At 48.0% G+C, this 12,956-nt stretch carries 13 protein-coding genes; 1 reads left to right on the top strand and 12 read right to left on the bottom strand.

All coding sequences use genetic code 11. From position 1 onward, the window contains the following. Positions 1-103 precede the first annotated feature (103 nt). From MKY01_RS00270 to pth, 12 genes are all read right to left on the bottom strand, one after another. Positions 104-439 (bottom strand): septum formation initiator family protein, encoded by a 336-nt coding sequence (locus tag MKY01_RS00270; RefSeq protein WP_017691358.1) that lies wholly within the window; start codon positions 437-439, stop codon positions 104-106. A gap of 11 nt (positions 440-450) precedes the next feature. Next, positions 451-1,020 carry a spore cortex biosynthesis protein YabQ gene (gene yabQ, locus MKY01_RS00265; protein ID WP_017691359.1) on the bottom strand — a complete coding sequence of 190 codons (570 nt, stop codon included), beginning with the start codon at positions 1,018-1,020 and terminating at the stop codon, positions 451-453. Then, positions 1,017-1,301, bottom strand: coding sequence for a sporulation protein YabP (yabP, locus tag MKY01_RS00260; protein ID WP_036606119.1), 285 nt, complete (start codon positions 1,299-1,301; stop codon positions 1,017-1,019). The genes yabQ and yabP overlap by 4 nt, the downstream gene beginning before the upstream one ends. 172 nt (positions 1,302-1,473) lie before the next feature. Then, the gene (locus MKY01_RS00255) at positions 1,474-1,752 is read right to left on the bottom strand and encodes an RNA-binding S4 domain-containing protein (protein ID WP_017691361.1); all 279 of its coding nucleotides are present in this window, start codon (positions 1,750-1,752) and stop codon (positions 1,474-1,476) included. Then, complete coding sequence (locus tag MKY01_RS00250) at positions 1,752-2,024, bottom strand: HU family DNA-binding protein (RefSeq protein ID WP_017691362.1); 273 nt, start codon at positions 2,022-2,024, stop codon at positions 1,752-1,754. Before MKY01_RS00250 ends, MKY01_RS00255 begins: the two co-directional genes overlap by 1 nt. A 309-nt stretch (positions 2,025-2,333) precedes the next feature. After that, positions 2,334-3,827: a nucleoside triphosphate pyrophosphohydrolase gene (gene mazG, locus MKY01_RS00245; protein ID WP_127551182.1), complete on the bottom strand. Its 1,494-nt coding sequence runs from the start codon at positions 3,825-3,827 to the stop codon at positions 2,334-2,336. Positions 3,828-3,976: 149 nt separating this feature from the next. Then, a complete protein-coding gene (locus tag MKY01_RS00240) occupies positions 3,977-5,725 on the bottom strand; it encodes a polysaccharide biosynthesis protein (protein WP_339284942.1) in 1,749 nt (582 codons plus the stop codon). Between the two features lie 166 nt (positions 5,726-5,891). Further along, positions 5,892-6,434 (bottom strand): stage V sporulation protein T, encoded by a 543-nt coding sequence (gene spoVT / locus MKY01_RS00235; protein WP_036606123.1) that lies wholly within the window; start codon positions 6,432-6,434, stop codon positions 5,892-5,894. Positions 6,435-6,765: 331 nt separating this feature from the next. Further along, positions 6,766-7,926 (bottom strand): peptidylprolyl isomerase, encoded by a 1,161-nt coding sequence (locus MKY01_RS00230; protein WP_036668467.1) that lies wholly within the window; start codon positions 7,924-7,926, stop codon positions 6,766-6,768. Continuing rightward, positions 7,910-11,437: a transcription-repair coupling factor gene (mfd, locus tag MKY01_RS00225; RefSeq protein ID WP_036606125.1), complete on the bottom strand. Its 3,528-nt coding sequence runs from the start codon at positions 11,435-11,437 to the stop codon at positions 7,910-7,912. The genes MKY01_RS00230 and mfd overlap by 17 nt, the downstream gene beginning before the upstream one ends. 272 nt (positions 11,438-11,709) lie before the next feature. Next, complete coding sequence (locus MKY01_RS00220; protein WP_017691368.1) at positions 11,710-11,940, bottom strand: anti-sigma-F factor Fin family protein; 231 nt, start codon at positions 11,938-11,940, stop codon at positions 11,710-11,712. Between the two features lie 97 nt (positions 11,941-12,037). Next, the gene (gene pth, locus MKY01_RS00215) at positions 12,038-12,598 is read right to left on the bottom strand and encodes an aminoacyl-tRNA hydrolase (protein WP_036606126.1); all 561 of its coding nucleotides are present in this window, start codon (positions 12,596-12,598) and stop codon (positions 12,038-12,040) included. 139 nt (positions 12,599-12,737) lie between these two features. On the opposite strand from pth, the gene MKY01_RS00210 reads away from it, so the two are divergent. Then, a complete protein-coding gene (locus MKY01_RS00210) occupies positions 12,738-12,938 on the top strand; it encodes a hypothetical protein (RefSeq protein ID WP_024633712.1) in 201 nt (66 codons plus the stop codon). Positions 12,939-12,956: the final 18 nt, after the last annotated feature.

Below are 12,956 nucleotides of genomic sequence, written 5' to 3'. Positions count from 1 at the left end.
CAAGGTCAACTGAACACTACCCCATCAGAGAGCCTATTTTTTCCGGTTTAACGGCTTCAGACACACGGATAACAAACCTAGCTCGGTAATAGACCGAATTCCATCAGTTCCCTGACTCTTCAACCTGGATCGGCGTTTCCTCAGGAAGATAATATCCTTTTTTCCGTGCCAGCTGTCCTATGTATTCAGGGTCATTCAACCGGCTGACTTCGTACTTCAACTGTTCCAGCTTCTTCAACGTATCTTCCTTTGAAGCTTGCTGAGTGGCCAGATGAGAACTCTTGTCCGAAATTTGTGCAGTCTGCACAAGGAATGTATATCCTGCCCATATTACAAATACAATCATAAACGTCATCCAAAGCATGAGGCGCCTTTTTGCACCGGCAGATTTTCCTTGGTTAGTTGGAGCCTTTGATCTGCCCACAGGTGTTTTACCCATTACGGACCTCCTTAAAACCAGCGTTTCCACATCGCTGCAATTCTTGTACCCACACGGATCATGAAGCGTGGCGTTACCCAATGTTTCAGGAGCGGCCTAAACATCCAGCGGAACAACTTGCCGAAAGGTACCAAACACTGTAGCACCAGCCTGCCCAGGAATAATAGTATCGCAATTACAAAACCGAATAATACGCGAATTAACTTATAAATTCCTTTAGCCGGCATAACGATCAGGATGTTAAGGATATGTCCACACCAATGAATCAGCGTTCTTGCGAGTTTAATTAACATTACCACAAAACGCTGGGTTGTAACACTTAAAAGCCAAAAATAGAAGCAAACCCCTATAATCAGCCCCAAAAAGACATAAAACCGCAACTGTCCGTGGTTTCCGGCGTATAGCATCCGAAAAACGAACAGCGCGGAAGCAACCCAGTACAACAGATCGAGCGTGTGAATACTCCATCTCGGAAACCGCAGCTGTCCGGACAGTACCCGGTAACTGTCGTAGGCCATTCCCATCACGACCCCCGAAGTAAGCATCCACATCAATGTGATCCATTGAGTATCCGGACTCATCGGAACATCTTGCCAAACAGGCCTTTACCATTTTTGGACTGGGAACCGGGGTCCAGATATTGGAGCGAACTGACAGTGCCTTCAATGGATAACAGACCTTCCTCCAGGCTCAGGTTTTTGATATGTAAATTGTGCCCCCGGATGGTCAGATGCCCAAGTTCAGTCTGCAGCAAAAATTCCTCACTGTCGAAGCTCTCCACGTTGGAGACACCCGTCAGATCCAGCAGTTTCCGATTCTGCATGCTTAGATGATGCTGTTTGGCCTTACCGTGCTCAACCATGGCATGTACCCCTCCTTCTTACACCTAGCTTATGGGTGTGGAGGTTGGAATAGAACCAGCGTTGTTGAACAAATAACCCGGCATCCAGTAAAAACAAAAACGCCCTTCCCTGTTACAGGAGGACGTTTCGATTCAACTTGCATTGAATGAATATTTAATACCAGATGTACTGTTACCAGTTCATTCCGTTATCCTTGGCGATCGGCTCTTCCTTCACCAAGGTGTAGAGGCTACTCGCCTCATCCTTCTTGGTACTCTCGGCAATTCGTTCCACCCTCACAGTGACCAGTTTCTGACCGAACTGAACCGTCAGCTCATCGCCCACTTTGACAGCGGCGCTGGGCTTAGCTTCACGTCCGTTCACCAGAACACGTCCCTGTTCAGAGACGTCCTTGGCCACAGTGCGGCGTTTGATTAGCCGGGAGACCTTCAGGAATTTATCAAGACGCATTATTTTACGGCTTCTTTAAGTTTGTTGCCTGCTTTGAATGCAGGAACAGTGGACTCAGGAATCACAATTTCATTCCCTGTTTGTGGGTTACGTCCGGTACGACCGGAACGTTTGCGGGTCTCAAAAGTGCCAAAGCCGATCAATTGTACTTTGTCTCCGCTGGCAAGTGCATCTGTAATTTCTCCCAAAAAGCCGTTCAATACGGACTCAACGTCTTTTTTAGTCAAACCACTTTTGGTTGAAATGTTGTTAATCAGATCTGTTTTGTTCATTTTTAAAAGCCTCCCAAATTGAAAAAAAAGTATCTGCGATTCCTGACAATACATTGATTGCCGCTGATTCGCGTTAGGTTACTACACATGTATTCTGGCTTGGCATCTGAAATCCTGCCTTAGTCCGCGACTTTTTTTAGCTTTTTGTCGATGGTACGCAGGCAACAGTCTAAGACCAGTACCCGAAACCATCCGTCGCTAAACACCTATCCCAGTCAGGACAGATGAACACATGTTCGTATTATCATAACACACTGCATAGCATGAATGGAATAAGGTTATCTGGCTTTTCCCAGAAAATTGAACCTGTTATAATCCTGCCTTCTTCGCATCCTGCCAGAATTGCTCCATCTCTTCTACATTGCTATCTGCTGGTGTTCTTCCCTGTTCGCGAAGACGCTCTTCGATGTACTGGAACCGCCCCATGAACTTGCGGTTGGTCGCAGCAAGCGCCTCTTCCGGGTCCGTATCGATGAATCTTGCAACGTTTGCGGCTGCGAATAATAAATCACCCAGTTCAAGCTTCCGTTCTTCCGCAGACTGGCCTTGTTGCACCGCTTCTTTCAACTCCGCCAGTTCTTCCTCGATCTTGGCAAACACACCTTCAACATCATCCCAGTCAAAGCCTACTTTGGCTGCTTTCTTCTGTAACTTGTATCCCTTCATCAATGCAGGCAAGTCACGCGGTATACCATCCAGCACGGAAACCTTCTGCTGATCCTGGCCTTTGCGCTTCTTCTCCTCTGCCTTCATCTGTTCCCAGTTCTGAAGAGCTTCAATCGCGTCTTCTGCCTTATTATCACCAAAAACATGTGGATGGCGGAAGATCAGCTTATCATTCAAACCTTCGATGACATCATACACATTAAATGTGCCTACTTCTTCTTCCATCTGGGAATGCAATAAAATCTGCAGCAGCAGATCACCCAGTTCTTCTTTCATATGGTCGGGGTCATCCTCATCGATCGTCTCAATGACCTCATAGGTCTCTTCAATCAGGTTTTTGCGAATGGACTGATGCGTCTGCTCCTGATCCCATGGACAGCCACCCGGACTGCGAAGAATATTGACGATCTCATGCAAACGCGCAAAGGAACGGCGACGCAGGGCATCATCAGTGTTCTTCGGTACATAGATCAGTGACAGATTGCCGTACCCTTCGATCCGGTCCAGTTCGTGCAATGGAATCTTGTGAATGACCTCCTGACCCTGCACACCCAACGCATGACCCACAAATACCGGATAATCATCCGGGTAAACCTCCATCAGGCATAGCTTCACATCCGAAGCAGTGAACACATCGTAGACTTGTCCGATCAACGTATGTAGCTGTGGTTGTACCAATTCCGTGTTCAGGCTGCTGGCATCCAGAAGTTGAAACCCTTCAATCGGGTCGAATCCAAGCCGTATAAAAGCTTCGTCCAGGAAACTCTCTCCACCCATGACACGCAGTGAAATGCCCATCTGCGGACAACGTTCTTTGAGCAGGCGTACACTTGCTTCTGCCACCATCGGATGACCAGGTACGGCATACACAATCTCCGTTCCAGCCTCACCCTCGCGAGCGGCTTCTATCAGTTGGTTCGCGATCTCATCATATACTTCGGGGAAGGAGGACTTCTCCTCATAGATCGCATCAAATGATGTCATCTCCAGTCCCTCTTGCTTCAGATCATTCAATACGGGATGATCCAGGGTACGTACATACAGCGTAGCTGCATGTTTCATTTTTTTGATAATACCTACGGTCAGTTGGTCTGCATCTCCAGATCCAAGACCCACTACGGTTAAAGCTGCACTCATTACGTAAACCTCCATCCGGACTATCCTGTCCAGGCTCACTGATTCATCATGCCTGAACAGGACTAATTACACGTATTATACCAGAATCATTCGATATCCTATAATTGCATATTCGCTGTGCTGGGTGTAGAAGCACCGTGAGCATGAAGCTAGCGCAGCACACGCAGTTTGCCCAGCAGCTTGGCAAGGCGAGGCCCCAACTTGGGCACAGCCGCCAGCTCCGCGGCGGTCAGTAGCCCTGTCCGGGCCGCCGCCAGCAAGAACACGGCCGAGCCTGCGGCAATGCCCAGCAGGCTCACGCCCAGCGCGGCCAGCCTGCGGTCGGCCGCGACACCCATGCCGCCGAGCACGGCTTCGGCGGCCCAGGCCGTGCCTAACGCCGCCAGACTCATGGCGGCGATCACCAGCGCCGGTTTCGCCAGGACGGCGCCAGGGGCAGGGCGCAGGGCGACAAGTCGCGCCAGCAGCGCCACATTCAGGCCAGCCGCCAGCATGTAGGCGACTGCGCCTGCCAGGGCCGCGCCGCTGATGCCCAGCGCCGGCACAAGCATGACGTTCAGCAGCGCCTTGACGCCTGCGGCGGCCAGCATGCTGAACGCGGGTGCGCGCACGGCGCCGAGGCCTTGCAGCAGCGCCGCCGCAATAATGCTGACGGTGCTGCCCGCAGCCGTCAGCGCCATGTACCGCAGTGCTTCGGTGCCTGCGGCATCTCCGTACAGCATGCGGTTAATCGGCTCCGCCAGCACCGCGAGACCCGCGGATGCCGCCAGGCCGATCAACCAGAACCAGCCCAGCGCGAGGCCTGCTTGCTGCCGGACGGCTTCTGGCCCGCCCTTTAACCGGGCTTCCGCCATCGCCGGAATAAAGAGCACAGACAGTGACGTGGCAAGCATCGTCACTAGTTGAACCAGCGGCAATCCACGGTTGTAGATGCCGAAGGAAACCATCGACTGGAGCTCATCCAGCCCTTCTCCCCGTAGAAGCCGTGGCACGGTGAAGGTATCCACCAGATTCATCAACGGCACGGCGAGTGACCCGAGACAGACGGGAATGGCGTACATGAGCAGCGTCTTGATCCACTCCCCATTGGATCGTGATCTTTCTGCCAGAGCCGGGTTAATAGCACTCACCGTTTTCTTAAGCGGCGTAACCGGTGTATTCTCCTGACGCTCATGACGATCTGATCCAACCTCTCCACTGTTACTGCTCCATTCCGAATTCAATTGCCCGTTGACCACTTCCCTGCCTTTTCGCCGGTGACGGACCATGTATCCTAACATGGTTAACAGCCCAACCATTCCACCAGCAACGGAGCCCATCATGGCACCAGCAGCAATAGTCTCAAGCGAAGCATCCCGTCTCATCAACCACAGAAGCAAAACAATCATGACGGTGACACGTATCGTCTGCTCCACCACTTGTGATACCGCTGTTGGAACCATCTGTTGTAATCCCTGAAAATATCCCCGCAGCCCTGTCATCACCGGTACGAACAATAACGCCCATGAAGCTGCACGAATCGATGGAACCACATGGCGGTTGCCAATCATGTCAGCGATCAGTGGCGCACCTGCATACATCAAGAGCGCCATTATAATTCCAATTCCCCCGAGCAGTAGGGAAGATAGTCGAATAATTCTTCTGCTCTCGTCTGGTCTTCCAAGTGCGTTCTGTTCTGCTACGAATTTGGATACGGCCAGCGGCAGCCCTGCAGCAGCAAGCGTGATAATGAGCATATATAACGGATATACCGTATTGTAGATGCCAAATACACCGTCTCCCCCCAGATTCTGCAGCGGAATCTTCTGAAAAGCACCAATAATTTTAGAGATAATGGCAGCAAGCCCAAGTATAAATGCACCCTGTAGCAGCCTTGAGCCTGTAGACGGCTGTTTCATAAGTCCCTCCCGCGTAATCCTTTTAAGCATACCTTGCTATTATAACTGCCTGAAGGCACACAGACTAACCCTCCCCCATCACAATCATCCGGATTAACTTCGTTGTCCCTTAAAATGCAAAAACTCCCGTATGCCCAAGACAGGGCACCAGGAGTTGATCTGCGATCTATTGTTCCATTTGCTTGCCAAGGAAACCAGCAGCCGTCTCAGACATCTTCACTTCCATCTGAGACATCTTCACCGATTCATCCTTATTGAATAGGATAACCGTTCCGATGGGGTCACCACCTGAAATAATCGGCGCAATAACAAAAGAGGATAACGTCTCGTCATGATCTTTGCTAAGCTCATAAGAACCGTTGTTTGTTTCCAAAATGGTCTTTCTGTTTTCCATACATCCCTCTAACAGTTGACCTACCTGCTTGTCCAAATACTCTTTTTTCGAACCACCTGCCACCGTGATGATGGTATCCCGGTCAGAAATCATCGTTACATGTCCTGTACTCTCATACAGGGATTCTGCATATTCTTTGGCAAAATCACCAAGTTCACCGATTGGCGAATATTTTTTAAGGATAACTTCTCCATCACGATCCACGAAAATTTCCAGTGGATCACCTTCACGAATACGTAACGTACGGCGAATTTCTTTTGGAATGACCACACGACCAAGGTCATCTATACGGCGGACAATACCAGTAGCTTTCATTTCACATGTTGCCCCACTTTCTCGAGAAGATTTTTCAACTACTGTTCCTTAATGGGTAGAGGAAAGTCCCAGAACGTTTAGTGTGATATCTTGACCATAGTATTCATCTGTTCCCATTTCCTTATACATGCTTCGGAGAATATAGTTGTGTAACTTTCGAAGAAGGCGACCATGTACCCATATGACTTGAATATATAAAAGAAGAAGCAAGAAGGAGGTCCTAAGTCCTCCCCTTGCTTCTCTGTATGGTTGTCCATATTTACAAAGTACAAGGCATTCATTCGGGCGAATTTAACCCCTGAACGTATGCTAACACAGCAATTTTACCAGCTTACTTGCTGCTTGTACCTTCATCTGTAGTTGCATCTTTGTCTGTTCCAGTCGTACCTTGGTCAGTCTTGGTATCCGTACCTGTGGAGTCATCCGTTTTTGGTTCGGTTGTTTTTTCTCCTTCAGTTCCTGTACCCGTAGTGCCTTCAGTTGTGCCTTCAGTCTTACCTTCTTCAGCTTTTTCTGTTTTTGGCAGTTTAACTTCTTTTACGATTTTGTCCAATTCATTTTGCATGAACGTATCGATTTCAGCTGCAGCCAATTGGCTCTTCAGACTTTCTTTTTGTTCAGCCGTCAATTTGGCAAAGTCAGCTTCTGTACGAGCTTCCACTTTCATGACGTGGTAACCGTACTCTGTCTCTACTGGATCACTGATTTTGTTCAGTGGCAATGTTTTTGCAGCTTCCTTGAATGCCTCTACCCAGCTGCCTACAGGTGTATTTTCATACAGTCCACCCTTTTCAGCAGAACCTGGATCTTCGGAATATTTTTTTGCAATTTCAGCAAAATCAGCTCCGCCATCCAACTTGGTTTTTACTTCTTTTGCAATTTTAAGTGCATCTTCTTTTTTACGCTCTTTTTGCGTTTTTGGATCTGTGAAGTTAATCAGCACGTGACGAACGGAAGCCGTTGTGAACTGATCTTTGTTTTTCTCAAACTCAGCCTTGATTGCATCGTCCGTAACGCCTGTTTCTTTATCTTTGATTACTGTCATGATCCGAGTCATGTAGTCTTTAATGTTGTCGTCAGTCAGTTTCTGAGCTTTGAGCATTTCTGTCCATTGATCTGCCTGAACAGAAGCTTTCATTTTATCGAATTGCTCAGTTGCCGCTTTTGTACCTGCTGTTTTGGCTTCTTCACTTGCTTTGCCACTCAGATATTCATAAGCAACTTCCTGTTTTACCAGATACTCTTTGAAATCGTCCATATCCATCATTTGTGCATACTCCGGATAGAGGAATTTCATGACACGTTGCTCCATATCGAATTCATTGGCTGTAATAGTACCACCATCATACGTAGCGACTACAGCACTTGTATCCGTGGATTCAGGTGTTTTTGCTTCTTCCTTCTTGCCACATGCAGCAAGCAGTGATAAGGATAGTACTGCAACCATGCTCACAGACAGTACTTTTCCTACTTTTTTATACTTTGGTAACATCCTTTAGTTCCCCCTTTGATTTAAAAGCAGTTTTCATGGACTCCAGAATTTTCTCTACCAGCTCCATCAGTTGCTTATCCCCAAGCCCCTTGCCTTTAGCGTGAATCAGCATATGGGGTCCTTGTTCAAATTGTACACGTCTTTCGAACTGATTTCCAATGTGCGCGATTTTCGAGAGTTCAAAGGCATGTTCACGCCCTTCATAGAACTTCACGGTAATGTCCTCACCACGTTGGGAAATGGACTCAATACCGTAGATTTTGCCGTATACTTTCATCCGCGCAACAGCCAGCAAGTTAATGACGGCTTCCGGAAGATCACCGAATCGGTCAACCAATTCGTCTTCCAACTCCATCGCATCGTCGAAGGATGCAATGACCGCCACTTTTTTGTAGATCTCAATCTTCTGAATACTGTCATAGATATAATCGGACGGCAAGTAGGCATCGATACTGAGATCCAGCGTTGTGTTCCACTGGTCTGAAGGTACCGGCTCTTCGCCAAGCATCGTAACTTTGCGTTTGTTGATCTCCTCTGCGAGCATCTGGGAATACAGATCAAACCCGACGGAAGCGATGAAACCATGCTGCTCCGCTCCTAGCAGATTTCCCGCACCACGAATCGACAAGTCACGCATGGCAATTTTGAATCCTGAACCCAGTTCGGTAAATTCTTTGATTGATTGCAGACGTTTCTCAGCAACTTCAGTAAGCACTTTATCCCGTTGGTACGTAAAATAGGCATACGCAATACGGTTGGAACGACCCACACGTCCGCGCAGTTGATACAGCTGGGAGAGTCCCATTTTATCCGCATCATGTACGATCAGTGTATTTACGTTCGGAATATCTACCCCGGTCTCGATGATACTTGTGCTCACAAGCACGTCATATTCACCATCCAGGAAGTCCAGAATCGTTTTCTCCAGCTCTGTTTCCGACATCTGACCATGTCCTACACCAACTTTGGCTTCAGGCACAAGTTCAGAAATTTCGGCTGCCATCTCCTGGATTCCCTGAACACGGTTGTAGAGGTAATACACTTGCCCACCACGGGCAAGCTCACGCTCAATGGCTTCACGTACAAGCGCCTGGCTGTGCTCAACCACATAGGTCTGCACCGGGAAACGATTCTCTGGTGGAGTCTCGATAACGGACAGATCACGCACACCCAGCATGGACATATGAAGCGTACGCGGAATCGGCGTTGCCGTCAGTGTCAGCACGTCCACATTGGTTTTCAGCTTCTTCAGTTTTTCCTTATGGGTTACACCAAAGCGCTGTTCTTCATCAACAATGAGCAGTCCCAGGTCCTTGAACACCAGATCCTGCGACAGCAATCGATGTGTCCCGATGACAATATCCACTGTGCCTGCCTTGATGCCTTTGGCTGTTTCATTCTGCTCTTTACGGGAGCGGAACCGGCTAAGCACATGAATGTTGAACGGATAACCGGAGAAGCGCTCACGGAACGTCTCAAAATGCTGCTGTGCCAATATGGTTGTTGGCACGAGTACAGCCACCTGTTTGCCTTCAATAGCTGCTTTAAATGCAGCCCGAATAGCCACCTCGGTTTTGCCGTAACCAACATCCCCACACAATAAACGATCCATTGGACGGTTTTGTTCCATGTCCTTTTTGATTTCTTCGATCGCACGCACCTGATCACGTGTCTCATCGTAAGGGAACATGTCCTCAAATTCCTGCTGCTCCGCAGAATCCTTGTCGAATCCAAACCCTTTGGAGGTCTGACGCTCTGCATACAGCTTAATTAGATCATCAGCAATATCCTGTACAGATGTGCGGACTTTATTTTTAACCCGTGTCCACTCATTGCCGCCCAGCTTGTATATTTTCGGTTCTTTCTCTTCGGAACCAACATATTTCTGAATCAGATCGATCTGCTCAATAGGTACAGACAGTTTGTCTCCACCCGCGTAGAGAATATGCATGTAGTCCTTATGAATACCGCCAACCTCGAGGGTGCCGATCCCCAGGTACTTACCAATCCCGTGGTTCTGATGAACGACATAATCGCCCACTTTTAGCTCGCTATAGGATTTGATCCGTTCAGCATTATCTACATTCCGAATCGGTTTGCGTACTTTACGCTGTTTTTGCGAGAACATCTCGCCTTCGGTCACAACAGCCAAATGAATGGACGGCATTTCAAATCCCGTTTGCAAATTACCGATCATCATCTCTGGCTCTGGAATATCATAGTCCATCAGTACCCGGCGCATCCGCTCGAGTCGCTCCTCACCGTTCGCCAGCATGAGCACTTTGACTCCGGCCTTCTGCCAACGCTCCATCTCTGCCTTCAGTACGTTCATCTGTCCATGGAAATCCTGCATGCCACGACTGATGAAGTTCAGAATGTTCTGTGGTTGGGTGTGTGGAACTTGGCGCAAAAAGATCGACATAAACAGCGTCTGGAATGGACGCTCATACAAGAGTTCATCACCGTCTGCGGATAATGGAAGATCCGGAAGTGTTTTCCCGTTTTGCATCAAATGCAGGTTCCACTCCGATTCATCACGGTCCAGCTGTTTTGATGTCTCCGATAGTCTGGCAGGCTCATCAAGAACCAGCAGGGTATCTTCTGGCATATAGTCGTAGATCGTTTTGTTCTCCGGATAGAGCGGAGAAATATATTTATACATTTCGGAGAAATACACGTGTTCCCGCAAAAGCTCGATCTCCCGGTGAATTTCCTCACGAAGACGCAGCTTCGCCTGCCGGTCCGTCATTTTCTCCAGTTGTTGCTCCAGCAAAAGAGCAGCCGCATCGGCAGCCTTTTCCATACGTTCACGATCTGCAATTAACTCCTTGCATGGTAAAACCGTAATTTCTTCAATCCGTTCAATCGAACGCTGATCCGCTGGATCAAATGTCCGAATGGAGTCGATCTCATCATCAAATAACTCCACCCGATATGCGATCGATGAAGTAACCGGATAGAAGTCGATGATACCTCCGCGTACACTCATCTCACCACGAGATTCCACGCGTTCCACACGCTCGTATCCGAGCTTTACCATCTCCAGTAGGAAGGAGTCCAGTTGAAGTGTGTTACCCTGTTTGATCAAAATTCGAGCATTGGCCATCACTTCCGGAAGCGGAACATAACGTCTTACCCCGGAAAAAGGAATAACAACAACGCCCCTGAATCCCTGGGCGCAACGGACCAACACATCAATACGCTGACCCAATGTTTCCGGGCTGGAAACAGCAGCTTCCGCAGCGACAAGTTCGTTGGCAGGATAGATCAACACCTGATCAGGTGAAAGCGCTTCCTGTAAATCTTCTGCAATTTTTTGAGCTGAAAACATATTATGTGTTACTACGAGCAATGGTCGGTTCATTTCCTGATGCAAGGCAGCCAGCATAATCTGACGCGCCGAGCCGGATAAACCCGAAACCAATTGTTCCTTCATGCCGGACTTGATTCCGGCTGTAATGGATCCGAAATCCGGATCTTTGGAAAAAGCCTGTATAAGTGCTTGTAACAAAAGGGGCACCTCTCTTATAACTTACTTGATTATCTCACGCATACGCGTAGCATCACTATTAAAATGGATACAAATTCCTTTTTGTCCTGTTTCATCATATCGGATTACTCGCAACATTGCCACATCTGTTGATGCGGCTGAGCCTGATTTCGAGATAGCCATGACTTTCATGCCAACTGAAAAGAAGCCTCAGCAGGCTGCCAAGGCTATAAAAGGTGGAGCGTTATTACGCAACCGCCCTCAACTGTCATTCGATCCTGTACAGGCGATGTCTACTGAAGCGGACTCGCGAGCAGGCTAAGCTCCGGATTGTGCTCCAGGGCTTCCTTACAGTAATCACATGTAATCCGAACGGTAATGTCACCACCGGAATTATACGCTATTATATCCCTCCGCTCGTCGGGGGTCAAGAAATGAAAGCCGAGCTCTACTTCCGTTATCCGGGCAGAATCGATTCGTCCAATAAAGGTACGGCAATGCCTACATACGTAATTCACTGACATGTTTATGCCTCCTGAACATGGTTTATACATCCAGTATGTCCAGTATGGCTGAATCGAACCCGTCTTTATGATCATTTTACCAGTATGTCTTACAAAATTAACCGTTAAACTTCGCCATTGTTTGTTCAAACGTATGAGTCAAGCTATGCTCCAGGGCATCACATGTTTGCTCAATGGTCTGATCAAGGGCTTCCTTTTCTTTCTTCATAAATGTCGACAGTACATAATCAACAATGGCATGTCCTGGTTCAGGCCGGGATATTCCCATGCGCACCCGGTTAAACTGCTGTGTACCGGTATGCTGAATAATGGACTTGATTCCATTATGTCCGCCTGCACTACCTTGGTAACGCAATCTGACTTTGCCAATCTCTGTATCCATGTCGTCGTACACAACAATCAGATCTTCAAGACTAACTTTATAAAAATCCATATATGCTCGAACCGATTCACCAGACAAGTTCATATAGGTCATTGGTTTGATCAGTACGGTTTTCACACCGCCAATATTGCCTTCTCCAATCAGCGCTTTACATTTATTCTGTGTAATGGAGATATTATGACGATCAGCCAACCGATCCAGTGCCATAAAACCGATATTATGACGGGTTTTGGCATAGTTCGAGCCTGGATTTCCAAGTCCGACAATCCACTTCATCTTGTTCCCTCCTTCGGATTAGCCTGAGGTGAGGCATAGACTTCGAATCTTATATTTCATATAATATCAAGAAAGTAAAGATCGATTTACTGTAGTGTTCACAGTTAATATTTTATCGACCCAGGAAGGTGAGCGGGTTTTGCGCGAAGACAATGGACAACTGACTCAACATAGCGATTTTATCTATCATCTCGAATATCACGTACCTGTACAGGTATACGACCGCGACACCCATATTGAGATTGGTCTAATCACACGTTTCGATAATCAATTCGTCGAAATTGCCGACACGCTTTTTCATCGGCGTCGTTTCCGATTTATCTCCCGCCCCGGGTATTAGCTGACCAGCGTCTGTTTA

The organism is Paenibacillus sp. FSL R5-0486 (assembly GCF_037975155.1).
GTDB lineage: Bacteria > Bacillota > Bacilli > Paenibacillales > Paenibacillaceae > Paenibacillus > Paenibacillus amylolyticus.
Note: the sequence above shows the minus strand (reverse complement) of the source record. Positions and strands in the feature narration are given on the sequence as shown.